Genomic DNA, 21,993 nt, shown 5'->3' on the forward strand with positions numbered 1-21,993 from the left:
GTCTTTTATGAACCATTATCAAACCTGGGCGGAGGCGGAACTCCGGTGGACGGAGGACCTCCGCCGCAGGAAGCGGAAGCAGCTCGGAAAGGCCGCGCTGCTGACCCTGCTCCCCTTTCTGGGAGGCGCCGTCCTGACGCCTCTGATCATGGCCCTCCAGGGCTTCCTGTCCGACCCGGCGGAGGGCCTGGCCTATGGCCTGCTGTTCCTCTTCTTCGGCCTGTTCCTCATACTCCTGTTCTATCTCATCATCTTCCCCCAGACCACGAGGCATTCCTATGCCAAGCGGCTGAGGCGCATGGCCAAACGCCTCTCCCCGGAGGACCGGGAGGACCTGGGCCGGGACCTGCTGGAGGCGCTGAGCGACCCCCGCCGGCACTTCGAGTTTGCCGACAGCGTCCAGGCTGGCACGCCCTTCCATTTTCTCCTGGGGCGGCGCTGGGCCTTCCTCTCCGGCGGACAGCGCTACGAGCCTGCCGCCCTGCCGCTGGCGAAGGTTCACGGCTTTTCCACGGGGCAGGACGCCCTGGCGGTGGGGGGCAAGGTGGTACGGTTTTTCTATGTCTATTTCGACGGCCTGCCGGACAGGGACCGGATGGGCTTCCACGACGAGGCCAACCGGGACCGGGTCCTCTCCATGCTCCGCGCCTGGCAGGCGGAAATCCTCTGAGCCTCTTTTGCGTCCCCGCGTTCCTTCCGTTGCGTCCCCATGTCCCTTCCATATTTGAGCAGATTATGAGGTGATGGTATGAAACGACTGAACAATGCGGTTCTTTCCCTCTGCGTACTGGTCCCGCTCTGCCTTCTGCCCGGCTGCCAGAAGGGCGGGGGGTCCGCCGTTCCGCTGCCGGAGGAGGCGGCGGTTCTGGACGCGCTGGAAAAATCCGGCCTGCCGGGGACGATTCACGAGTCCGAATCACAGATATCCCCTCAGACGGAGGGCGGCGCCCGGTATGTCCGTTACGTAATCTGGGAGGAAATAGAGTCCTCCGAGGATGTCGAAACCGGCTGGCTTGTGGCGAATTTGACTTCCGCGGATTATAAGGGGCGGCGGGTGATGGATACGCTGTTCTTCGAGCAAAGCGCCGCTTCGGAGCAGATTGTGTGGGCGGACTGGAAGCCGCACATGGCGTTCGCGGCGCTGGTCTGGGGCGGCCTTGACAGTGAGGATGAGATTTATCAGGCTTTCTGCGAAAAAGAGCTTCCGGAGGGCAAACGCACATACACGTGGGAAGCCCGGCTTTCAGGGGGATACTGTACGGTGTCCTATTCCCTCCGTCCCAGCCGTACCGTTTATGACGAAGCCGGATTCGAGGTAAAGGAACAGTCTGCCCATGTAAGAGTCGGTCTCTATGAGTCCCGGGAGCTCTATGAGGAGCTCAGAACGAATCCGGACGGAACAGGCCCGGAGCCGGCGGAACCGTGACGCGGAGGCCCGCCGCCGGATGAAAAGCGCGGAAGGCCGCGCCCTCAGCCGCTTTTCCTCTTGTCTTTTCCAGATCTTGCGGTATAATAGAGTCGTTACGCCAGTTTCAAATTCCGGCGCCCTTCCATTCGGGGCCGCCGCCCAAAGGAGAACACCCGCCATGGACAACAAGAAATTCTATGTCACCACACCCATTTATTATCCCTCGGACAAGCTCCACATCGGCCACACCTACTGCACCGTAGCCACCGACGTGCTGGCCCGCTATCACCGCCTGCTGGGGGAGGACGTCATGTTCCTCACCGGCACCGACGAGCACGGCCAGAAAATCGAGGAGAAGGCCAAGGAGGCCGGCGTCACCCCCCAGGAATTCGTGGACCGCATCGTGGAGGGCCCCCGGGGCGTCCGGGACCTGTGGAAGCTGATGAATATTTCCAACGACCGGTTCATCCGCACCACCGACGACTACCATGTCAAAGCCATCCAGTATATTTTCCGGAAAATGCACGAAAACGGAGACATCTACAAAGGGGCCTACAAGGGCAAATACTGCACCCCCTGCGAGTCCTTCTGGACGGAAAGCCAGCTGAAGGACGGCTGCTGTCCCGACTGCGGCCGCCCCGTCAAGGACGCCGAAGAGGAGGCCTATTTCTTCCGCCTGAGCAAGTATGCCGATAAAATCCGGGACCTGCTGGAGAACACCGATTTCCTGGAGCCCCGGAGCCGGGTCCACGAGATGGTGAAAAACTTCATCGACCCCGGCCTTGAGGATCTCTGCGTCTCCCGGACCAGCTTCTCCTGGGGCGTGCCGGTGGACTTTGATCCCGGCCACGTGGTCTACGTCTGGGTGGACGCCCTTTCCAACTATATCACCGCCCTGGGCTATGGAAACGACCGGTATGACGACTATGACAAGGGCTGGTGGCCCGGCGTCAACATCGTGGGCAAGGAGATTGTGCGCTTCCACTCCATCATCTGGCCCGCCATGCTCATGAGCCTGGGGGAGCCGGCGCCCAAGAAGTGCTTCGGTCACGGCTGGCTGCTGCTGGACGGCGGCAAGATGTCCAAATCCAAGGGCAACGTGGTGGACCCCTATATTCTGGCGGAGCAGTTCGGCGTGGACGCCCTGCGCTTCTTCCTCATGCGGACCTTCCCCTTCGGCTCCGACGGCAACTTCTCCAACGAGCTCTTGATCCAGACCATCAACACCGATCTCGCCAACGACCTGGGCAACCTGGTCTCCCGCACCACCGCCATGGCGGGCAAATACTTTGGCGGCACCCTGCCCACGGCCCGGAGCTATGACAAGGAGAAGGACGACGAGCTGGTGTCCCTGGTGCTGGGTCTCCGGGAGAAGTACGAGGACGCCATGGAGCACTACGCTCCCCACAAGGCTCTGGAGGAGATTTTCAAGGTCATCCAGCGGGCCAACAAATATATCGACGAGAATATGCCCTGGGCCCTGGCCAAGGACATGGAGGCCAACGGCCCCCGTCTGGCCAGCGTCCTGTACCACCTGCTGGAGGCCACCCGCATCTGCGGCATCCTGCTGACCCCCTTCATGCCCCAGCGCATGGAAAAGCTCTTCGAGCAGATCGGCGCGGAGGAGAACTGCCGCACCTGGCTCAGCGCCTCCATGTGGGCGGCCCTGGACGCGGACGTCACCGTCACCAAGGGTGAAAACCTCTTCCCCCGGGTGGATATGGACAAGGCCCTGGAGGAGCTGGAGGCCGCCGTGGAGGCCGCCCGTCAGGCGGAGTCCGGCGTGGAGCTGGAGCCCCAGAATCCGGAAAAGGTGGACTTCGACACCTTCTGCAAGTCCGATTTCCGGGCCGTGAAGGTGAAGGCCTGCGAGGCGGTGAAGAAGAGCGACAAGCTGCTGCGCTTCACCCTGGACGACGGCACCGGCACGGACCGGCAGATTCTCTCCGGCATCCACAAGTGGTATGAGCCGGAGACGTTAGTGGGCAAGACCCTGGTAGCCATTGTGAACCTGCCGCCCCGGAAGATGATGGGTCTGGAGAGCAACGGCATGCTGATTTCCGCCGTCCACAAGGAGAAGGGGGAGGAATGCCTCCACCTGCTGATAGTGGACGACGCCATCCCCGCCGGCGCGAAAATGTGCTGATTTGGAAAACAGGAGGGGCGGAACCCCTCCTGTCCTGCTTTTACGATGATTCGGAGAGGTGATGCACATGTATCCCAGAATTCGTGATATGCGTGAGGACCATGATCTGACGCAGACCCAGCTGGCCAAGCTGCTGGATATGTCCCAAACCGGCTATTCCAAATACGAGACAGGGGAAAATGACATCCCTGTCGACATCCTGAGCAAGCTGGCGGACCTCTATCATACCAGCATGGACTATCTGGCGGGCCGCACAGATCAGCGGAAGCCTTACCCCAGGAAAACAAATACCTGAGAGCGGGTCATTCGTGGTTTTTTGCAGGGCGTGTCCAACGCGGAAATTTTATGCAGGGGCCTGTCCCGGCCCGTCTTCAGGAAGCCTTGCGCCAGCGGAAGAACGGGCGGGCGCAGAGGCCCGCCCCTACAGGCGTTCTTACGGGGGTCAGGCATAAAGACTGCCCCATCCTTCTGATAAAATGCGTGAACGGGCCTGTTTAGGTCCCCATCACCCTAACGGCTCCTGCCGTCTGTGCTATCATGTTTCCCGGTGATGTATATGACGCAGATGAGAGCGCTTCGGGAGCTTCGCGGCTATTCGCAGAAAAAGATGCAGGAGCTGACGGGGATTGACCGAGGTAATTACTCAAAAATCGAAAACGGAAAAAGAACGATGACACTTTCCCAATGTATCCGGATTTCCGCGGCCTTAAATACCAGCATTGATTATCTGCTGGGCCGCACGGACTGTCCGGACCCTTATCCTCCTGCAAAATAGCAGGTTTCGGGAATAATTCCGGCCATTCGGAGAAAACTTCCTGTACCAAACAACAGGAGGCCATCCATATGCCCGACATGAAAAACAGCGAGACTCTGCAAAACCTGATGCGGTCCTTTGCCGGCGAGAGCCAGGCCCGGAACCGCTACACCTTCGCCGCCAATCTCTGCCAGAAGCAGCAGCTTCACGTCCTGGAGGCGGTTTTTACCTTCACCGCCAACCAGGAAAAGGAGCACGCCGAAATCTTCTACAATCACATGAAGGCCCTGGCAGGGGAGACTGTCCAGATTGACGGCGGCTATCCCGTGGACATCACCAACAACGTGACGGAGCTCCTCCGCCGGGCCCAGCACAACGAGTATGAGGAACACGACCCGGTTTATCCCACTTTCGCCGCCGCGGCCCAGAAGGAGGGCTTCCCGGAGGTGGCCGCCTCCTTCCAGCAGATTGCCAAAATCGAGGAGGCCCACGGAAACCGCTTCGGCCATCTGGCGGACCTGCTGGAGGCGGGGAAGCTCTTCGTCTCCGACACAAAGTGCGGCTGGATGTGCCTGAACTGCGGCCATATCCACGAGGGACTCCAGGCCCCCAAAACCTGTCCCGTCTGCTCCCACGACCAGGGCTTTTTCATCCGCCTGGAGATGGCGCCCTACGGCGGCAGCGTCCTGAAACGCGCCTGACAGCCAAAAACGGCGGCCGCTCCACTGCGGCCCGCCGTTTTTTCGTTCTCAACTCCCGTTTCTCGACTCTCCACTCTCCACTCTCAACTCTCCACTCTCATCTCTGATAGGGTTCCGCCTCATCGGTCAGCCCCACCAGATAGTCGATGCTGGTGCCGTAAAACAGGGCCAGGGCAATCAGCGCCCCGCTGGGCACGTCCAGCCCGCCGCTCTCATAGCGGGAATAGGTGGCCTGGGAGACATGGAGCAGCTCCGCCAGCCTCCGCTGAGGCAGATCCCGGTCCTCCCGCAGATCCCGCAGCCGCCGGTACATCGCCGTTCCCCCCTTCGTCCGCCGGACCCCGACGCGTTTTCTTTCCTATCTTAGGATATGCGAAAATTGCATATTGATTTTTATACGAAAATCGCATAGAACGGGGAAAAGACTTGGTGGACGGAGGCAGCGGCGTGGCAAAGAAAAAGAAGGAACCGGCTGAGAGCTGGCGGATTTGGGTGGATACGGAACGGCGGGTGGTCTCTTTTCACGAGGTCCCCGGCGGGCAGCTGCTGGAGTTTTACAGCCGGGAGCTGTTTCAGAGCTGCATCGACCGCTACACCGCCCAGCGGTACCGCTATCAGTAGCGGCGGAGGCTTCGGGGGCTTCGAGAATTTCGGGCATTTCGGGGATTTTTCCAGTTGACAAACGGAAAAAACGTGATATGATAATTTGCAATTGAAGATTATGGCGAAGATAAGGACGAGTAACCCGCTGGCTTCTCCCAAGAGAGCCGCCGTCTGGTGCGAGGCGGTGAGAAGGGACGGGCGAACATCACCTTGGAGCCTCCTGCTGAAAGACTGCGCGAGTAGGCAAGGACGTGCGGCGGGCGTTACTCCGCCGGCCCGTATCGGCGGGCTGTAAGGGGCCGCTTTCCGGAAGGAGGCGGCAACGAGAGTGGTACCGCGGAGCGTTTTTGGCCCTCCGTCTCTTGAAAGAGACGGGGGCTTTTTATTTTTGGGAAGGGAGGCTGTGCCATGACAAAAGACGAGTGCCGGGCGTATCTGCCGGACAGCTGGCTGCCGGTGCTTGAAGCGGACCCGGTGCTGTGGGACATTTTCTCCGAGCATGAATATCATCTGGAGGAGGAGGCCGTGCCCCCCTTCCTGATACAGGAGCTGCGGGGCGGACACCTGGAGCATCTGCGGCCCCTTCTAGCCCTCTACGGGGAACCGGGACTGGAATTGCTGCAAGGTCTTCTGGAGATCGACGAGGCCGCCAGGGACACCGCCCAGCTCCGCCTGCCCAACGGCCAGACGGCTTATGCGGGATACTTTTTTGCGCGGTTCGGCAGGGAGGACCAGGAGAAGGCCGTGAAAACCGCCAAGAGCTATCTCCGGGCCGTCTGCCGGGTCTATGAAGAGGTGTTTCACGAACCGTCCCCGGTGGGGCCCCAGGCGGGCGTGCTGCTGCTGACGGGTCAGGAGGCCCGGGACATGCGGGAGAAGGTCCATCAGGCCTATGTCCACGGGAAGCCCTATCTGCCGGATTTGCAGATTCACGATGAAATGGGCGACTGGTTCGCGGACCTGCCCTGCCGGGAGAACTGCGGCGAGCTGGCGGGCCTGTTCCACGAGGCCCTCTACCATATCAGCAACGATTACTTTTTGTCCTACTGTCTGCAATGGCCCCTGACGGAGCACCCGGACATGGAAAATCCCTTCCGGCCTCATTTCCAGCTGTGGAAAATGGGACTGACGCCTCAGTTCTTCCACCACGACCAGATGGCCCTGGTGGACTGCTGAAAGGAGCCGCCTATGAATCGAGCGAAAAAAGAGGCGGCAGACAAATCCGCGCCGGAGCTGAACATTCTTTTCCGGGATACGCCGGAGAAGCTCCGGCCCCTGGCGGAGGAGGCCGCCGAAGCCCTTTCGGCGCTGCTGCGGGAGCTGGCGGCCATGGAAGACAAAGCCTTTGCCCAATATACCCGCCTGTGCCGTCAGGGCCGGGTCATCGAGTTCCGGGACGGAGAGCGGAGAGCGTTCACGGACATCCAGGCTTGGAAGGAGGAGAACAAAGCCCGGTTCGCCGCCTTTCTGGACCCTCACTGCACTCAAAAGCTGATCTTACAGCGGCGGGGCTGTCTCCATGCCGCTCAGTTTCCCTCCGCGTTCAGCTGCCTGAACACCGGCTGTGAGCTGGCCGTCACCGTGAAAAGCGGGACCAGGGCGGTGATATGGCTGACGCCCGACGGCGGCAGCGTTTCCTTCGACCTGTCCAATCCGGACGTCCGGTATCTGGTGGAGAGCGCGAAGCGCCGGGGACACAGCGCGGTGACCTACAGCTTTTTTGAGAAATTCCGCTTTACCCTGAAATGGGAGGGGGAGGACTGGAGACTGGACGAGGTCTTTGTGAGCAGCCTCCACGAGGACCGCTGGCGGAGAGATTTTTACTTCTGACTTCTGACTCCCGGCTTCTGAAAAACCGGCGGCCCCCGGGTTTTGGCCCTGCGGGCCGGAAAGGAGCCACCATGAACTGTCCCCAATGCGGCCTTCCCATGGAGGAAGGAAATCTGCATACACAGAAATACCCCTTCTGGACCCGGCAGGAGCTGCGCTTTTTCTGGGACCCCACCGACAAAGTGGAGATCGGCCCCGCCGGGGACGACGACACCACCGTATTTACCCGGGACCACTTTCCCACGTTTCCCGGGGCTGGGCTCTGCCGGGCCTGCGGTTTGATTTGTTTTACCGGAACGCTGATTGAAAAATCCAATACAAAACGCAATACAAAAAAGGAGTAATACAAAATGGACTACAACAAGACCATCCACCTGCCGAAAACCGACTTCCCCATGCGGGCGGGCCTGCCCAAGCGGGAGCCGGAGATGCTGAAGCGCTGGGAGGCCGAGGACCTCTATCACGAGCTTCTGAAAAAGAACGAGGGCAAGCCCCTCTTCAGCCTCCATGACGGCCCTCCCTTCTCCAACGGGTCCATCCACATGGGCACCGCCATGAACAAGGCCATCAAGGACATCATCACCCGGTCCTACGCCATGCGGGGCTATTATACCCCCTATATTCCCGGCTGGGACAACCACGGAATGCCCATTGAGTCCAACATCATCAAACAAAACAAGCTGAACCACAAGGCCATGAGCATCCCCGACTTCCGCTCTGCCTGCCACGATTTTGCCCTGCACTATGTGAATGTCCAGCGGGACGCCTTCAAGCGCATCGGCGTCGTCGGCGACTGGGACCACCCCTATCTCACCATGGACCCCGGCTTTGAGGCCGAGGAGGTGAAGGTCTTCGGAGCCATGTACAAGAAGGGCTATATCTACAAGGGCCTGAAGCCCGTCTACTGGTGCCCCCATGACGAAACCGCCCTGGCCGAGGCCGAGATTGAGTACCAGGACGACCCCTGCACCACCGTCTATGTGAAATTCCCCATGCACGATGACCAGGGCAAGCTCTCCTCCTATGACCGGAGCAAGCTCTTCTTCGTGATCTGGACCACGACGATTTGGACCCTGCCGGGCAACCTGGCCATCGCCCTCCACCCCGCTGAGAGCTATGCCATTGTGAAGGCCTCCAACGGGGAGCACTATATCATGGCCGAGGCCCTGACGGAGAAGGTCATGGGCCTGGGCGGCTTCGACAACTGGGAAATCGTGGAAACCCACCCCGGCAGCTTCTTTGAAAACATGCTGGCGGATCACCCCTTCCTGCCCAAGACCAGCCGCCTGCTGCTGGCGGACTATGTCACCATGGACTCCGGCACCGGCTGCGTCCACACCGCCCCGGGCTTCGGCGCGGACGACTACCAGACCTGCCGCCGCTACGGCATGGACATGGTGGTCCCTGTGGACGACCAGGGCAAACACACGGACTATGCCGGAAAATACGCCGGCATGACCACCGACGCCTCCAACCCCGTCATTCTGGCGGACATGAAGGAGAGCGGCATGCTCTTCGCCCAGGAGGACATCGTTCACAGCTACCCCCACTGCTGGCGCTGCAAGAGCCCCATCATCTTCCGGGCCACTCCTCAGTGGTTCTGCTCCGTGGACAGCTTCAAGGAGGAGGCGGTGGCCGCCGCCGACGAGGTCCGCTGGGTGCCCAAGTGGGGCATCGACCGGATGAAGTCCATGATTCGGGAGCGGGCGGACTGGTGCATCTCCCGCCAGCGCCGCTGGGGCCTGCCCATCCCCGTGGTGTACTGCAAGGACTGCGGCAAGCCCGTGGTCACCGACGAGACCATTTCCGCCATTTCCGCCCTCTTCGCCGCTGAGGGCTCCAACGCCTGGTTCGCCAAAGAGGCGGAGGAGATTCTCCCCGCCGGGTTCGCCTGCCCCCACTGCGGCGGAAAGACCGGCTTTGAGAAGGAGACCGACACCCTGGACGGCTGGTTTGACTCCGGCTCCACCCACTACGCCGCCATGAAGAAGGACCAGGGCTTCTGGCCCGCCACCATGTATATGGAGGGCCTGGACCAGTACCGCGGATGGTTCCAGAGCTCCCTGCTCACCGCCGTGGGCGCTTTCGGCAAGGGCGCGCCCTTCAAGGAGTGCGTCACCCACGGGTGGACCGTGGACGGCGAGGGCAAGGCCATGCACAAGTCCGCCGGAAACGGCATGGACCCCGCCGAGGTCATTGACAAATACGGCGCGGACATCCTCCGCCTCTGGGCCGCCAACACGGATTACCACGCCGACGTCCGCTGCTCCCACGAGATTTTCAAGCAGCTGAGCCAGAACTATCTGAAATTCCGCAACACCGCCCGGTACTGCCTGGGCAACCTGGACGGCTTCAACCCCAACGACCTGGTGAAGCCGAAGGAGATGCTGGAGCTGGACCGCTGGGCCGTGACCCGGCTGAACGGACTGATGGAAAAGTGCTTTGCCGCCTATGACGACTATGAGTTCCTGGCGGCCACCCATGCCGTCAATGACTTCTGCGTGGTGGACATGTCCAACTTCTATCTGGACATCATCAAGGACCGGCTCTACTGCGACGAGACCGACGGCCTCAGCCGCCGCAGCGCCCAGACCGCCCTGTTCCTGATTCTGGATACGCTGACGAAAATCATGGCCCCTATCCTCTGCTTCACCTGCGACGAGATCTGGCAGGCCATGCCCCACCGGGAGGGCGACGATACCCGGAACGTGCTGTTCAACGACATGAACCAGACCTTTGCGGAGTATGCCCTGGACGGCGAAACCATGAAGAAGTGGGAGTGTATCGTCAAGACCCGCGACGCTGTCAATGCCGCGCTGGAGGCCGCCCGGGCGGAGAAGAAAATCGGCAAGAGCCTGGAGGCCAAAGTCATCCTGACCGTCACCCCGGCGGAGCTGGAGAGTCTGGACGATGAGGAGTTGGCCGACCTGCTGATCGTCTCCCAGACAGAGCGCCGCAAGGGCGACGGGAACGTAATGACGGTGGTCGTGGAGCCCGCCGCCGGAGCTAAGTGCGAGCGCTGCTGGAAGATTCTTCCCACCGTGGGGTCCGACAAGGACCACCCCGCTCTGTGCCCCCGCTGCGCCGCGGCAGTGCGGAACCTGCCCCGGTTCTGAACTCACGCGCCCAAAACCCCGCCGCAAGGCGGGGTTTTCAGCGGCTTCCGTAATATTTCGGTTTTTCCTGTTTTCGGCCATTTTCGAAATTTTTCGAGCTTTTTTTGAGATTTTCAGAGACTTTTCGAGACTTTTCGAGACTTTTCGAGACCTTCCGAAGCGCTCCGGCAGGGCCCCGGCCCGCCGGCGGACAGATCAAACGGCCCTGAATGGCCGTGTGTTCAGCCAACCCGTTTTTCGTCAGGTTTGCCAATCTTTTTCCATCATTTTTAGAGAGTCTTCTCTTGTCTCCCGGCCGAAAATGTGGTATAATGAGACTCACCTTTGAAGTTAGGAGGAGCTAACTTGCAGAAACGCAGTCACACCTTACTGGCTCAGACCCTCCTGAGAACCGAAAGCGGTTTTGGGGCCCGCCGCTTTGAATGGGCCTTCCTCTTCGGCTCGTTCCAGCCGGATGTGAACCCGTTCAGCTATTTGAAGGGCTCCGTCCGTTATCATAAGCTGAAGGGCCATAATTACGTAAATTCCCGGCAGTACATCAACGCACAGATCCGCAAGCTCCAGAAGCGGAGCCGCTGGACCGTCTGGCAGTACTACACCCTGGGCAAGCTGACCCACTATCTGGCGGACGCCTATACCTATCCCCATAACGAAAACTATCCCGACAGCATGCTGAACCACCACAATTATGAGACAAACCTCCGGGCCTTCCTCCGGGGCTACCTGGCCCACCAGTATGTCCGCCGCCAGCAGGCCCGCCGGGACCTCATCGCCGCTCTGGAGGAGCTTCACGAGCAGTACATGGCCACCCGGGCCAGCATGTACCGGGACGCCAGCTACATTCTGAAAGCCACCAGCCTTCTCATGGCGGGCTGTCTGCCCGCCGCCTGACGCGCCCCCGTCAAATCCCACAAGGGGCGTGCCCCCCAGTCTCCGGATTTGTAGGAACTCACAGTTTTCATTTCCGGGATGTTGTGTTATGCTTTAAATATCTAAAGAGCCCGACAAAGGAGAACCACACCATGACCGCTGTGAACCGCATCGCTGAATACGGCTATTTCTACTTTAGCTTTACCTATTTTGGTAAGGCTTTTCGTGGTTTGGCTGAAAGTGCGCGCGGCTGAGACGGCGGCCCTCAGGGGAGGCATGGAACGTACAGCGACCCGCAGCCAAACCGGCTGCGGGATTTTTGCGTTTTCCAGGCTTCCCGCGGAACTCCATTACAGGATTTGGGACTAAGGAGGAACCTCGTCATGATTGTCATTCTGAAGCACAACCCCAACAGGGACCAGCTGGACAGCCTGATTACCTGGCTCCAGGAAAAGGGTATCATCATCCACACCAGCATCGGCGAAGCCAACACCATTCTGGGCCTTGTGGGAGACACATCCAAGCTGGACATCGACCTGATTGCCGCCCTGGACATTGTGGAGGATGTGAAGCGGGTCCAGGAGCCCTACAAAAACGCCAACCGGAAGTTCCACCCTGAGGACACGGTGATTCCCGTGGGCAATACCCAGATCGGCGGCGGCACCCTGACCCTGATGGCGGGCCCCTGCTCCGTGGAGAGCGAGGAACAGGTGGTGGCCATTGCCAAAGCGGTGAAGGCCAGCGGAGCGACGATGCTCCGGGGCGGCGCCTTCAAGCCCCGGACCTCTCCCTACGCCTTCCAGGGCCTGGGGGCCACAGGCCTGGAGTATCTGAAGGTGGCCCGGCAGGAGACCGGTCTGCCCATTGTGACGGAGCTGATGGACCTGACCCAGCTGCCCCTGTTCAAGGACGTGGATGTCATCCAGATCGGCGCCCGGAACATGCAGAACTTCGACCTGCTGAAGGCCGTGGGGCACCAGGACAAGCCCGTTATGATCAAGAGGGGCATGTCCGCCACCTATGAAGAATGGCTGATGAGCGCCGAGTACGTCATGGCCGGAGGCAACGAGAATGTGATTCTCTGTGAGCGGGGCATCCGGACCTTCGAGAGCTACACCCGGAACACCCTGGACCTGGCCGCCATTGCCGTGCTCCGGCGGCTGACCCATCTGCCCGTCATCATCGACCCCAGCCACGCCACCGGCAAGAGCTGGCTGGTGGAGCCCCTGGCCCGGGCCGCCGTGGCCGGCGGGGCCGACGGCCTTCAGATTGAGGTCCACAACGACCCCGCCCGGGCCCTGTGCGACGGTCCGCAGTCCCTCAAGCCCGAGGCCTTCGACCCCCTGGCGAAGAAGCTGCTGAAGCTCCACGCCTTCATGCAGAGCCTGGACCAAGAGTAAACTGGTTGTCAAATTAGGAATGAGAAATGAGGAATTAGGACTGGTTCCATCTGTTCGCCCCCCTTAATTCCTAATTCCTAACTCCTAATTCCTAATTTGAGAGGAAGGGTGAAACAATATGAATATCGGCATTGTGGGCCTGGGCCTCATCGGCGGCTCCATGGCCAAGAGCACCAAGGCCCGGACGGCTCACACCGTCTGGGGGACGGACCTGGACCAGGAGACCATGACCCTGGCCCGGATGAGCGGGGCCGTGGACGGGCCCCTGACGGACGAGAATCTGCGGTTGTGCGACCTGATTCTGGTGGCTATCTGCCCCAGTGCGGCCATTGAGTGGGTCCGCAGCCACGGGGACAAAATTTCCAAAAGCGCCATTCTGGTGGACCTGTGCGGGGTGAAACGGGTGGTGGTGGAGGCCCTGACCCCCGTCGCTGAGCGGCACGGCTTTGCCTACATCGGCGGGCACCCCATGGCGGGCCGGGAGCGGGGGGGCTTCACCGCCTCCAGCGAGGACCTCTATGTGGGAGCCTCCATGATTCTGACCCCGGACAAGCGGACGGACATGCAGCTGCTGGAGACGCTGAAGGCCTATTTCCTGGACATCGGCTTTGCCGGCCTCACCTTCTCCGACCCGGAGGAGCACGACCGCATCATCGCCTTCACCTCCCAGCTGGCCCACATCGCTTCCAGCGCCTATGTGAAGTCGCCGGAGGCCCAGCGCCGCCGGGGCTTTTCGGCGGGCAGCTTCCAGGACATGACCCGGGTGGCCCGGCTGGATGAAAACATGTGGACGGAGCTGTTTCTGGACGACGCGGACTATCTGGTGAAGGAGCTGGATATTCTGATTCAGAACCTGACGGACTATTCCGACGCGCTGAAATCCGGCGACGCGGAGCGGGTCCGGGCTCTCCTGCGGGAGGGCCGGGAGATGAAGGCCGCCGCCGGAGGAAATTAAAGGAGGACCGCCAATGCCGGACTATAAAGAGATACGGGTGAACACAGTTCCCGCCTATACGTTCACCATCGGCCCCGGCCTGCTGAGGGACTGCGGCCAACGGCTGCGGGAGGTCCTGTCCCCCTGCCGCATGGCCGTGGTCACCGACTCCGCCGTGGCCCCCCTGTACTTGGACACGGTGCGGCAGAGTCTGGAGGCGGCGGGCTTCGCCGTCTGCTCCTATGTGTTCCCCGCCGGGGAGGGGAGCAAGCACCTTGGGACGCTTTCCGAGATTCTGGAATTCCTGGCCTCGGAGCGCCTGACCCGCACCGACTGCGTGGCGGCCCTGGGGGGCGGGGTCGTGGGGGACATGGCAGGCTTTGCCGCCGCCTGTTATCTCCGGGGCATCCGCTATGTCCAGCTGCCCACCACGCTGCTGGCGGCGGTGGACTCTTCCGTGGGCGGGAAAACCGCCATTGACCTGAGCGCCGGAAAGAACCTGGCCGGGGCCTTCCTCCAGCCCGCCGCCGTCATCTGCGACACGGACTGTCTGGAGACCCTTTCCCCGGAGGTCTTTGCCGACGGGGCGGCGGAGGCTGTCAAAACCGCCGTGCTGGCAGACCCGGGACTGTTCAACAGCCTGGAGGACGGCTTCATCCGGATCCTGGACCCGGCGGCCCTGATTGCCGGCTGCGTGGCCTACAAGGCCGGCGTGGTGGAGCGGGACGAGAAGGAGCAGGGGGAACGGAAGCTGCTGAACCTGGGCCACACCGTGGGCCACGCCATTGAGAAGTGCAGCGGCTATACCATCCCCCACGGCCACGCCGTGGCGGCGGGCCTTGCCATAATGGCCCGGGCCTCCGAGCGCCTGGGCTGGATGTCTCCGGAGGGCATCAGGCAGCACGACGCGGAGCGCATCTGCTCCACCCTGCGCCTCTCGGGACTGCCCATTTCCACGGATTACTCCCCCGAGGCCCTGGCGGAGGCCGCCCTTGCCGACAAGAAACGGGCCGGGGACTCCATCACCATTGTGGTCCCCAGGGAAATCGGGCGCTGTGAGCTGAAAACAATCCCCGTGACGGAGCTGCTGCCGGTTATCCGGGCGGGATGGGAGGCGTAGATGGACGTACAGATCACTCCCCGGCGGCTCTCCGGCGTGGTGACGCCGCCCCCCAGCAAGTCCATGGCCCACCGCCTGGTCATCGCCGCCGCCCTGGCGGCGGGGACCAGCACGATTCACAATCTGACCCTCTCCCAGGACATCAAGGCTACCCTCCGCTGCATGTCGGGCCTCCGCTGTCAATGGGAGTGGCAGGACGAAAACACCCTGAAGGTCCGGGGCTGCATCAACCGGGAGCGGGACCAAAGCGGCCTGCCCCGGCTGGACTGCGGGGAATCCGGGTCCACCCTGCGGTTCCTGATTCCCATTGCCCTGGCTCTGGAGGGAGGCGGGACGTTCACCGGCCGGGGCCGTCTCATGGAGCGGCCGTTGGACCCCTATTTCCAGATTTTTGACCGCCAGGGCATCTCCCACCGGCTGGAGGACAGCCTTCTCACCATAGAGGGCGACCTGTGGCCCGGGGAGTACCGTCTGCCGGGGAACGTGTCCAGCCAGTTTTTCACCGGCCTCCTTATGGCTCTGCCTCTTCTGAACGGGCCCAGCGTGGTCATCAGCACCACAAAGCTGGAGTCCGCCGCCTACACCTCCATGACCATGGGCGTGCTGGCCCGGTGCGGCATCCACGTCCGCTGGTCCCATGGCCTCAACGGCTTCGGCATCGAGCCGGGGGTCTACAGCCCCTTTGAGGAAAGCGTGGAGGCGGACTGGTCCCAGGCGGCCTTCTGGTACGCCGCCATTGCCCTGGGAAGCACGCTCCGGCTCCGGGGGCTGGATGCCGGGTCCTATCAGGGGGACAAGGTGGTCTCGGAGCACGCCCGGACCCTGAGCCGGCCCGGGGATGTGTCCATCGACCTCTCCGGCTGTCCCGACCTGCTGCCCCCTCTGGCGGTGATGGCGGCGGTCCGGAAGGGGGACACCCGCTTTGTCAATGCCGCCCGCCTCCGGCTGAAGGAGAGCGACCGCCTTTCCACCGTCCGGGACATGCTGCTGGACCTGGGGGGTCTGGCAGACGAGGGGCCCGACAGCCTCACCGTCCACGGCGTGGAGCGCCTGGCCGGGGGCACGGTGGACGGGGCCAACGACCACCGCATCGTCATGGCGGCAGCAGCCGCCGCCTGCGGCTGTGAGAGGCCCGTCACCATTCTGGGGGCCGAGGCGGTGAGAAAATCCTATCCCCGCTTCTGGCGGGATTACGAAAACTTAGGAGGTGAGGTCCGTGTCCTCTGAATTCGGCAGGGCGCTCCGCATCAGCGTCTTCGGCCAGTCCCACGGGAGGGCTATCGGCGTCGTCATGGACGGCCTTCCCGCCGGGGAGGCCGTCGACCTGGAGGAGCTCCAGCGCTTTCTGAACCGGCGGCGTCCCGGCAAAAATCCCCTTTCCACCGCCCGGAGGGAGGGGGACGTTCCGGAATTCCTCTCCGGACTGGAGAATGGAAAAACCTGCGGCGCGCCCCTGTGCGCCGTCATCCCCAACACCGACCAGCGCTCCGGGGACTATTCCGAACTTCAGGATAAGCCCCGGCCCGGCCACGCGGATTACACCGCCGCCGTCAAGTGGGCCGGTCAGGCCGACATGCGGGGCGGCGGGCACTTCTCCGGGCGGCTCACCGCGCCCCTCTGCATAGCCGGAGGCATCGCCAGGCAGATTCTGGCCCGGCGGGGCGTCTATGTGGGAGCCCACCTGTTTTCCGTGGGCCACGCCCGGGATATGCTCTTTCCCCTGCATCCCACGCCGGAGCTTTTTGACGCCGTGGCAGCCAAGCCCCTGCCCGTTTTAAACGACCACGCCATTGAGGCCATGGAGACGGCCATTCTGGCGGCCAGGGAGTCCCAGGACAGCGTGGGGGGCACGATTGAGTGCGCCGCCGTGGGCCTTCCCGCCGGACTGGGGGAACCTATGTTTGGCGGCGTGGAAAACCGGCTGGCCGCGGCCCTGTTCGGCATCCCGGCGGTGAAGGGCGTGGAGTTTGGCGAGGGCTTTCACGCCGCCGCGCTCCGGGGCTCGGAAAACAACGACGCCTTCACCGTGGAAAACGGCCTGGTCCGCACGGAGACCAACCACGCCGGCGGCATTCTGGGGGGCATCACCACCGGTATGCCCCTGATTCTCCGGGTGGCCGTGAAGCCCACGCCGTCCATCGGGAGGCCGCAGAAAACCGTCAGCCTCTCCGCCGGAGAAACCGCGGAGCTGACCATACACGGACGCCACGACCCCTGCATCGCCCACCGGGCCGTCCCGGTGGTGGAAGCGGTGACCGCCGCGGTCCTTTTAGATTTGCTTTTGGAGGGAAATCATGGAACTTTCTGAAATTCGCGCCAGAATTGACGCCGTAGACGACCAATTGCTGAAGCTCTTCTTGGAGCGCATGGAGCTGGCGGAGGCGGTGGCCGTCTATAAAAACGAGCACCGCCTGCCGATTTTGAACCGGGAGCGGGAGCGGGCCATTCTGGCCAAGGTGACGGAGAACGCCGGGGACAAGGAGCGCTACGCCTATCATCTCTATTCCACCCTCTTCGAGCTGGCCCGGTCCCGGCAGGCGGAGCTCATCGGAGCGCCCACCCGCGTCGGCGCGCAGATTCAGGCCTCCCTGGACGCCGGAAGCCAGATGTTCCCCCAGACGGGCCTGGTGGCCTGCCAGGGCATCGAGGGGGCCAACTCCCAGGTGGCCTGCGACCGTCTGGTTCCCAGGGGAAGCATCGTCTATGTCAAGACCTTTGAGGCCGTGGCGTCGGCGGTGGAGTCCGGTCTGTGCAAGTTCGGCGTGCTGCCCATTGAAAACAGCTCCAACGGCTCCGTCCGGGCGGTGTACCAGCTTTTGCAGGAGCGGAGCCTGTCCATCGTCCGGTCCACCCGCCTCTGCATCCGCCACGAGCTGCTGGCCCTCCCCGGCGTGAAGCTGGAGGAAATTACGGAAATCTACTCCCATCAGCAGGCGATTGGCCAGTGCTCCCGGTTCCTGGACGGGCTGAAGGACGTGAAGGTCATCCCCTGCGACAACACCGCGGTGGCCGCGAAGCTGGTGGCCGAATCCGGCAGCCGCCATGCCGCCGCCATCTCCTCCCACCCCTGCGCGGCGCTGTACGGCCTGGAGTGCCTCAGCAATGCCATTCAAAACAGCGACAACAACTATACCCGCTTCGTCTGCGTGGCCCGGGACCCCGCCATCTATGCCGGGGCCAGCCGCATCAGCCTCATCATCGCCTTTGAGAACAAGCCCGGCGCGCTGTACGACATCCTCTCCAAGCTGGCGGCGCTGGACATCAACATGACCAAGCTGGAATCCTGCCCGGTGGTGGGCAGCGACTTTGAATTCATCTTCTTCATCGAGCTGGAGGCCGACGTCCGGGACCCCAGCGTCCGGGCCATGCTGGAGGAGATGGAGCGCAGCTGCGCCCAGTTCCAGTTCCTGGGCAACTACGCCGAAGCGTAAGCCATGGAACGGATTTACGGTCTTCTGGGCCGCCGCCTGGGCCACAGCTGGTCCGTACCCATCCACGCCGCCTGCGGCTGCGGGGGCTACCGCCTCATCGAGCTGGAGCCGCCGGAGCTGGAGGCCTTCCTCCGGCGGGAGGACATCGGCGGACTCAATGTTACCATCCCCTACAAACGGGAGGTCCTGCAATACTGCGATGTGATTGACCCGGCGGCCCGGGCCATCGGCAGCGTGAACACCCTGGTCCGCCGGGGCGGGAGCCCCGCTGGCGGCGGAAAGCTGTACGGCTATAACACGGACATCGACGGCTTTCTCTACATGCTCCGCCGGGCGGATATCTCCCTGACGGGGAAAAAGGTCCTCATCCTGGGCAGCGGCGGGGCCTCTCTCACGGCCCAGGCGGCGGCGCGGCAGGAGGGAGCGAAACAAATCGTGGTGGTCTCCCGCTCCGGCCCGGACAACTACGAAAACCTCCCGGAGCGCCACGCCGACGCCGGGGTCCTCATCAACACCACGCCTGTGGGGATGTGGCCGGACCTGGAGGGGCGGCCTATCGATCTGCGGCTGCTGCCCGGCGTGACGGACGTGGCGGATATGATTTACAACCCTGGGCGAACCGGACTGCTGCTCCAGGCGGAGGCGCTGGGATGTGCCGCTCCGGCGGACCGGTACGTGAAAAATCCCGCCCGGCCCCGCCAGCTCCGGTGGACCGGGGGCCTGCCCATGCTGGTCCGGCAGGCGGTGCGGGCGGAGGAGCTGTTTTTTGGAAAGCCCATCCCCGAGGAGACGACGGAGCAAATCATCTCCCGGCTCCGGCAGGACATGACGAATATTGTCCTCGTCGGAATGCCCGGCTGCGGCAAGACCACCGTGGGCCGCTGCGTGGCGGAGCGCTCCGGCAGACCCTTCGCGGATGTGGACGAGGAAATTGTCAAAAGGGCGGGCCGGTCCATCCCGGACATCTTCGCCTCTGAGGGCGAGGGGGCCTTCCGGAGACTGGAGCACGAGGTTCTGACGGAGGTCTGCGCCAGAGGCGGCCAGGTGGTGGCCACCGGCGGCGGGGCGGTGCTCTGGAGCGAGAACCGAACCGCCATGCGCCGCACCGGCTGGGTCTGCCGGCTCAAGCGGGACCTGAGCCGGCTGCCCAAGGAGGGCAGGCCACTGTCCCAGTCCGGCAGTCTGGAGGAGATGGAGCGGGTGCGGGGACCCCTGTACGGCGCGGCCATGGATTTTGAGATTCAGAATGACGGCAGTCCGGAGGAGACCGCCGCCATTGTCTGGAAAAATTTTATGGAGGGATTTATATGAGCGAAAAAAAGAAAAGCATCCTGGTCATCAACGGACCCAACATGAACCTGCTGGGCATCCGCCAGCCGGAAATTTACGGCAATTCGGACTATGTGGATCTGGAGAACATGATTACCGCCGAGGCGGAAACGCTGGGTGTGGCAGTCTCCTTCTTCCAGTCCAACCATGAGGGGGACCTGGTGGACGCCATTCAGCAGGCCTACTTTGACAAGGCGGACGGCATTCTCATCAACCCCGGCGCCTACACCCACACCAGCATCGCCCTGCTGGACGCGGTGAAATCCGTGGGCATCCCCACGGTGGAGGTTCACATCTCCGACCCGGACACCCGGGAGGAGTTCCGCCGCGTGTCCTATATCCGGCAGGCCTGCATCGCCACCATCAAGGGCCGCGGCCCGGAGGGCTATCTGGAGGCCCTGCGGCTGCTGGCGAAGTGAGGCCGGGGACCGCCCATACACAACAAAAAGAGAGGGCATCCGCCCTCTCTTTTGATTTGCCTCTTTGCGCCCGGCGTGTCAGACCTCCGTCCAGGCCTCCCGTCTGACCGGGGGAAGCACCTTTTTCGGGTCCGGCCAGGAATCCGGTCCGTCGGTTTCCGCCACCTCCTTCAAATCCCGGATTTCCCCGGCGAAGGCGTGCATGGCGTGGGCAATGGCATAGAGCTGGGGATAGGTCTCCACGCAGCGTGCCTTGGCGTTCTCCCCCTCAAAGGCATAGAGCCACTCGTCGCCCGCCGCCCGGCGGGCCTCCAGATAGCGGGCCACGGCGTCGCTGAAATCGTCGTTCTCCCCCTTCTCCGCCCGCCCGGCGTACTCCACATAGGACAGCAGGGCATATTCCGCCTTGGACAGGCATTCGTTCACACGGCAGCCCAGATAGGCGGCAATGACGTCCCCGGCGTAGCTGAGCATTTTATCCGCCCGGAGATAGCAGCGTGTGAACTCCCTGGCGTGGCGCCGGGCAAACTCCCCCGGGTCGAAGTTCAGGGCCCGGCAGACAGCCAGCATCAATTCCGGCCGCAGCTTCATTTCAGTTCCCGGAACGGGGGACTCCTCCGGCATGGCACATCTTCCTTTCTGTCCAGGTTTTACAAAATCCGACGGAATGCGGCGGATTTTTTAGTACATTTATTGTACCACGCCGGTTCTGCCTTTGCAAGAGGGATTCTGCCCCGGAATCGACGGTGTTGGCGGCTTCCGGTCCGTCTCCGCACCGCCGGGGAAGAACGCAGAAGCCGGGGCAGCCCCGCAAGGGAGCTGTCCCGGCCTCTGAACCGTCTGGGGAAATCAGAAGGGGCGGCGCTCAGTAGCCCACAATCAGGCCCTTCTCCATGGCATAGAAGCTGGTCAGACCCCGGCAGGACTGGATATCCACCCGCTTCACCGGCAGGTCCTTCAGAATCTGCTCCTTGAGCTTCAGGGCCCCCGGCAGATTTTCGCAGTGGGAGATCACCACCTCCGCGCCTGCGCAGTCCTTGCTGTCCCGCATCAGCGCCGTGAGCACCTGATAGGTCCGGGCCTCGCCCCGGGCCTTGCCGGACACGTGGATGGTGCCCTGGGGGGTGGCGTCCGCCACCACGTGGATGCCTAGGGAGTGGAGCAGGGTGCCCACCAGGGGGCGCATCCGGCCGTTTTTAATGAGATTGTCGAAATTCTCCAGGGTAAAGCAGGTCCGAAGCGCCGCCTGATACAGCCGCAGCTGCGCGCAGATGTTCTCGAAGGCCTCCCCGGCCTCCATCAGCTCCTTGGCCCGGCGAATCAGCAGTACCATGGCCCCGGCGGTGGCCTTGGAGTCGATGACGCAGATTTCCTTTTCCGGGTGCTCCTCCAGCACCATGTCCCGGGCCATCACCGCCGCGTTATATGTGCCGGAAAGGTTGGCGGAAATGGTAAAGCACACCGTTTTCTCCCCCTTCTCAAAGGCCCGGGCAAAGGCGGCGGGAGAGGGGCAGGCGGTGGAGGAGGCGGTTTTTTCCGCGTTCATGGCCGCAAGCAGCTCCGGGACCTCCAAATAGTCGTTGTCCAGGAACTCCCGTTCTCCCACCTGGAGACGCAGGGGCACCGTCTCAAACCCAACGGTCTCGCTGGCGAAATCGCTCATCCGCAGGTCGCAGCTGCTGTCGCTTACAATGTTCCACATCATATAAATCACCCCATGATATGGTTTTCAAAACCATGTTTGATATTATGATAACACAGAACGTCCGTCTTGTCAACGGGGAATTCAGCGGCGGATTCCGGCTCATCTCTCCATGAAGAGACGGAATCTTTTGCTCTGTTCCGTCGTTGACATAACGCCGTGCAAAACTCTGTGGAAAATGTGTAAAACCCCTGAGAGCCTCAGCCTTTTCCCGGGCGGCAGGCCACGTT

23 protein-coding genes and 1 other annotated feature are annotated in these 21,993 nt (G+C 62.3%); of the genes, 20 read left to right on the top strand and 3 right to left on the bottom strand.

The window, feature by feature from the left end:
• Positions 1-7: 7 nt before the first annotated feature.
• From Q0063_RS02745 to rbr, 6 genes are all read left to right on the top strand, one after another.
• Positions 8-670: a hypothetical protein gene (locus tag Q0063_RS02745; protein ID WP_297870446.1), complete on the top strand. Its 663-nt coding sequence runs from the start codon at positions 8-10 to the stop codon at positions 668-670.
• Between the two features lie 78 nt (positions 671-748).
• On the top strand, positions 749-1,426 hold the full coding sequence (locus Q0063_RS02750; protein WP_297870447.1) for a hypothetical protein: 678 nt from the start codon (positions 749-751) through the stop codon (positions 1,424-1,426).
• Between the two features lie 160 nt (positions 1,427-1,586).
• Positions 1,587-3,554: a methionine--tRNA ligase gene (gene metG / locus Q0063_RS02755; protein WP_297870448.1), complete on the top strand. Its 1,968-nt coding sequence runs from the start codon at positions 1,587-1,589 to the stop codon at positions 3,552-3,554.
• A gap of 67 nt (positions 3,555-3,621) precedes the next feature.
• Complete coding sequence (locus tag Q0063_RS02760) at positions 3,622-3,849, top strand: helix-turn-helix domain-containing protein (RefSeq protein WP_297870449.1); 228 nt, start codon at positions 3,622-3,624, stop codon at positions 3,847-3,849.
• Positions 3,850-4,119: 270 nt separating this feature from the next.
• On the top strand, positions 4,120-4,329 hold the full coding sequence (locus tag Q0063_RS02765) for a helix-turn-helix domain-containing protein (protein WP_297870492.1): 210 nt from the start codon (positions 4,120-4,122) through the stop codon (positions 4,327-4,329).
• Positions 4,330-4,397: 68 nt separating this feature from the next.
• Complete coding sequence (rbr, locus tag Q0063_RS02770) at positions 4,398-5,009, top strand: rubrerythrin (protein WP_297870450.1); 612 nt, start codon at positions 4,398-4,400, stop codon at positions 5,007-5,009.
• A gap of 97 nt (positions 5,010-5,106) precedes the next feature.
• Here rbr and Q0063_RS02775 read toward each other — a convergent pair whose 3' ends face one another.
• The gene (locus Q0063_RS02775; RefSeq protein ID WP_297870451.1) at positions 5,107-5,322 is read right to left on the bottom strand and encodes a helix-turn-helix domain-containing protein; all 216 of its coding nucleotides are present in this window, start codon (positions 5,320-5,322) and stop codon (positions 5,107-5,109) included.
• A gap of 134 nt (positions 5,323-5,456) precedes the next feature.
• Between Q0063_RS02775 and Q0063_RS02780 the strand changes: the two genes are divergently transcribed.
• The 14 genes from Q0063_RS02780 (at position 5,457) to Q0063_RS02845 (ending at position 20,061) form a co-directional block, all read left to right on the top strand.
• On the top strand, positions 5,457-5,630 hold the full coding sequence (locus tag Q0063_RS02780; RefSeq protein WP_297870452.1) for a hypothetical protein: 174 nt from the start codon (positions 5,457-5,459) through the stop codon (positions 5,628-5,630).
• A 97-nt stretch (positions 5,631-5,727) separates the two neighbouring features.
• Positions 5,728-5,978, top strand: a binding site (T-box leader).
• Between the two features lie 42 nt (positions 5,979-6,020).
• Positions 6,021-6,788 carry a hypothetical protein gene (locus Q0063_RS02785; protein ID WP_297870453.1) on the top strand — a complete coding sequence of 256 codons (768 nt, stop codon included), beginning with the start codon at positions 6,021-6,023 and terminating at the stop codon, positions 6,786-6,788.
• 12 nt (positions 6,789-6,800) lie between these two features.
• On the top strand, positions 6,801-7,442 hold the full coding sequence (locus Q0063_RS02790) for a hypothetical protein (protein WP_297870454.1): 642 nt from the start codon (positions 6,801-6,803) through the stop codon (positions 7,440-7,442).
• A 71-nt stretch (positions 7,443-7,513) separates the two neighbouring features.
• The gene (locus tag Q0063_RS02795; protein ID WP_297870455.1) at positions 7,514-7,786 is read left to right on the top strand and encodes a PF20097 family protein; all 273 of its coding nucleotides are present in this window, start codon (positions 7,514-7,516) and stop codon (positions 7,784-7,786) included.
• A 6-nt stretch (positions 7,787-7,792) separates the two neighbouring features.
• A complete protein-coding gene (gene ileS, locus Q0063_RS02800; protein ID WP_297870456.1) occupies positions 7,793-10,558 on the top strand; it encodes an isoleucine--tRNA ligase in 2,766 nt (921 codons plus the stop codon).
• A gap of 345 nt (positions 10,559-10,903) precedes the next feature.
• Positions 10,904-11,449, top strand: coding sequence for a zinc dependent phospholipase C family protein (locus Q0063_RS02805; protein ID WP_297870457.1), 546 nt, complete (start codon positions 10,904-10,906; stop codon positions 11,447-11,449).
• Positions 11,450-11,811: 362 nt separating this feature from the next.
• A complete protein-coding gene (gene aroF / locus Q0063_RS02810) occupies positions 11,812-12,828 on the top strand; it encodes a 3-deoxy-7-phosphoheptulonate synthase (protein ID WP_297870458.1) in 1,017 nt (338 codons plus the stop codon).
• A gap of 118 nt (positions 12,829-12,946) precedes the next feature.
• Positions 12,947-13,783 (top strand): prephenate dehydrogenase/arogenate dehydrogenase family protein, encoded by an 837-nt coding sequence (locus tag Q0063_RS02815; RefSeq protein ID WP_297870459.1) that lies wholly within the window; start codon positions 12,947-12,949, stop codon positions 13,781-13,783.
• A 13-nt stretch (positions 13,784-13,796) separates the two neighbouring features.
• Positions 13,797-14,882, top strand: a complete 1,086-nt coding sequence (aroB, locus tag Q0063_RS02820) for a 3-dehydroquinate synthase (RefSeq protein WP_297870460.1) — start codon at positions 13,797-13,799, stop codon at positions 14,880-14,882.
• Complete coding sequence (locus Q0063_RS02825) at positions 14,883-16,109, top strand: 3-phosphoshikimate 1-carboxyvinyltransferase (RefSeq protein ID WP_297870461.1); 1,227 nt, start codon at positions 14,883-14,885, stop codon at positions 16,107-16,109. It abuts the gene before it with no gap.
• Complete coding sequence (aroC, locus tag Q0063_RS02830) at positions 16,099-17,190, top strand: chorismate synthase (RefSeq protein WP_297870462.1); 1,092 nt, start codon at positions 16,099-16,101, stop codon at positions 17,188-17,190. The genes Q0063_RS02825 and aroC overlap by 11 nt, the downstream gene beginning before the upstream one ends.
• Positions 17,177-18,313: a bifunctional chorismate mutase/prephenate dehydratase gene (locus Q0063_RS02835; RefSeq protein ID WP_297870463.1), complete on the top strand. Its 1,137-nt coding sequence runs from the start codon at positions 17,177-17,179 to the stop codon at positions 18,311-18,313. The genes aroC and Q0063_RS02835 overlap by 14 nt, the downstream gene beginning before the upstream one ends.
• A gap of 3 nt (positions 18,314-18,316) precedes the next feature.
• The gene (locus Q0063_RS02840) at positions 18,317-19,624 is read left to right on the top strand and encodes a shikimate kinase (RefSeq protein ID WP_297870464.1); all 1,308 of its coding nucleotides are present in this window, start codon (positions 18,317-18,319) and stop codon (positions 19,622-19,624) included.
• Complete coding sequence (locus tag Q0063_RS02845) at positions 19,621-20,061, top strand: type II 3-dehydroquinate dehydratase (RefSeq protein WP_297870465.1); 441 nt, start codon at positions 19,621-19,623, stop codon at positions 20,059-20,061. Before Q0063_RS02840 ends, Q0063_RS02845 begins: the two co-directional genes overlap by 4 nt.
• Before the next feature lie 78 nt (positions 20,062-20,139).
• Here the strand turns inward: Q0063_RS02845 and Q0063_RS02850 are convergent, their stop codons facing one another.
• The gene (locus tag Q0063_RS02850) at positions 20,140-20,685 is read right to left on the bottom strand and encodes a hypothetical protein (RefSeq protein WP_297870466.1); all 546 of its coding nucleotides are present in this window, start codon (positions 20,683-20,685) and stop codon (positions 20,140-20,142) included.
• Positions 20,686-20,926: 241 nt separating this feature from the next.
• Positions 20,927-21,766 (bottom strand): DegV family protein, encoded by an 840-nt coding sequence (locus tag Q0063_RS02855; protein WP_297870467.1) that lies wholly within the window; start codon positions 21,764-21,766, stop codon positions 20,927-20,929.
• Between the last annotated feature and the right edge of the window lie 227 nt (positions 21,767-21,993).

Source organism: uncultured Oscillibacter sp. (genome assembly GCF_947654275.1).
Lineage (GTDB): Bacteria > Bacillota > Clostridia > Oscillospirales > Oscillospiraceae > Oscillibacter.

Excerpts from the sequence above, each read along its gene's own strand:
- Q0063_RS02745 (WP_297870446.1), top strand. The coding sequence starts at position 8 with ATGAACCATTATCAAACCTGGGCGGAGGCGGAACTCCGGTGGACGGAG.
- Q0063_RS02750 (WP_297870447.1), top strand. The coding sequence starts at position 749 with ATGAAACGACTGAACAATGCGGTTCTTTCCCTCTGCGTACTGGTCCCG.
- metG (WP_297870448.1), top strand. The coding sequence starts at position 1,587 with ATGGACAACAAGAAATTCTATGTCACCACACCCATTTATTATCCCTCG.
- Q0063_RS02760 (WP_297870449.1), top strand. The coding sequence starts at position 3,622 with ATGTATCCCAGAATTCGTGATATGCGTGAGGACCATGATCTGACGCAG.
- Q0063_RS02765 (WP_297870492.1), top strand. The coding sequence starts at position 4,120 with ATGAGAGCGCTTCGGGAGCTTCGCGGCTATTCGCAGAAAAAGATGCAG.
- rbr (WP_297870450.1), top strand. The coding sequence starts at position 4,398 with ATGCCCGACATGAAAAACAGCGAGACTCTGCAAAACCTGATGCGGTCC.
- Q0063_RS02775 (WP_297870451.1), bottom strand. The coding sequence starts at position 5,322 with ATGTACCGGCGGCTGCGGGATCTGCGGGAGGACCGGGATCTGCCTCAG.
- Q0063_RS02785 (WP_297870453.1), top strand. The coding sequence starts at position 6,021 with ATGACAAAAGACGAGTGCCGGGCGTATCTGCCGGACAGCTGGCTGCCG.
- Q0063_RS02790 (WP_297870454.1), top strand. The coding sequence starts at position 6,801 with ATGAATCGAGCGAAAAAAGAGGCGGCAGACAAATCCGCGCCGGAGCTG.
- Q0063_RS02795 (WP_297870455.1), top strand. The coding sequence starts at position 7,514 with ATGAACTGTCCCCAATGCGGCCTTCCCATGGAGGAAGGAAATCTGCAT.
- ileS (WP_297870456.1), top strand. The coding sequence starts at position 7,793 with ATGGACTACAACAAGACCATCCACCTGCCGAAAACCGACTTCCCCATG.
- aroF (WP_297870458.1), top strand. The coding sequence starts at position 11,812 with ATGATTGTCATTCTGAAGCACAACCCCAACAGGGACCAGCTGGACAGC.
- Q0063_RS02815 (WP_297870459.1), top strand. The coding sequence starts at position 12,947 with ATGAATATCGGCATTGTGGGCCTGGGCCTCATCGGCGGCTCCATGGCC.
- aroB (WP_297870460.1), top strand. The coding sequence starts at position 13,797 with ATGCCGGACTATAAAGAGATACGGGTGAACACAGTTCCCGCCTATACG.
- Q0063_RS02825 (WP_297870461.1), top strand. The coding sequence starts at position 14,883 with ATGGACGTACAGATCACTCCCCGGCGGCTCTCCGGCGTGGTGACGCCG.
- Q0063_RS02835 (WP_297870463.1), top strand. The coding sequence starts at position 17,177 with ATGGAACTTTCTGAAATTCGCGCCAGAATTGACGCCGTAGACGACCAA.
- Q0063_RS02840 (WP_297870464.1), top strand. The coding sequence starts at position 18,317 with ATGGAACGGATTTACGGTCTTCTGGGCCGCCGCCTGGGCCACAGCTGG.
- Q0063_RS02845 (WP_297870465.1), top strand. The coding sequence starts at position 19,621 with ATGAGCGAAAAAAAGAAAAGCATCCTGGTCATCAACGGACCCAACATG.
- Q0063_RS02850 (WP_297870466.1), bottom strand. The coding sequence starts at position 20,685 with ATGCCGGAGGAGTCCCCCGTTCCGGGAACTGAAATGAAGCTGCGGCCG.
- Q0063_RS02855 (WP_297870467.1), bottom strand. The coding sequence starts at position 21,766 with ATGATGTGGAACATTGTAAGCGACAGCAGCTGCGACCTGCGGATGAGC.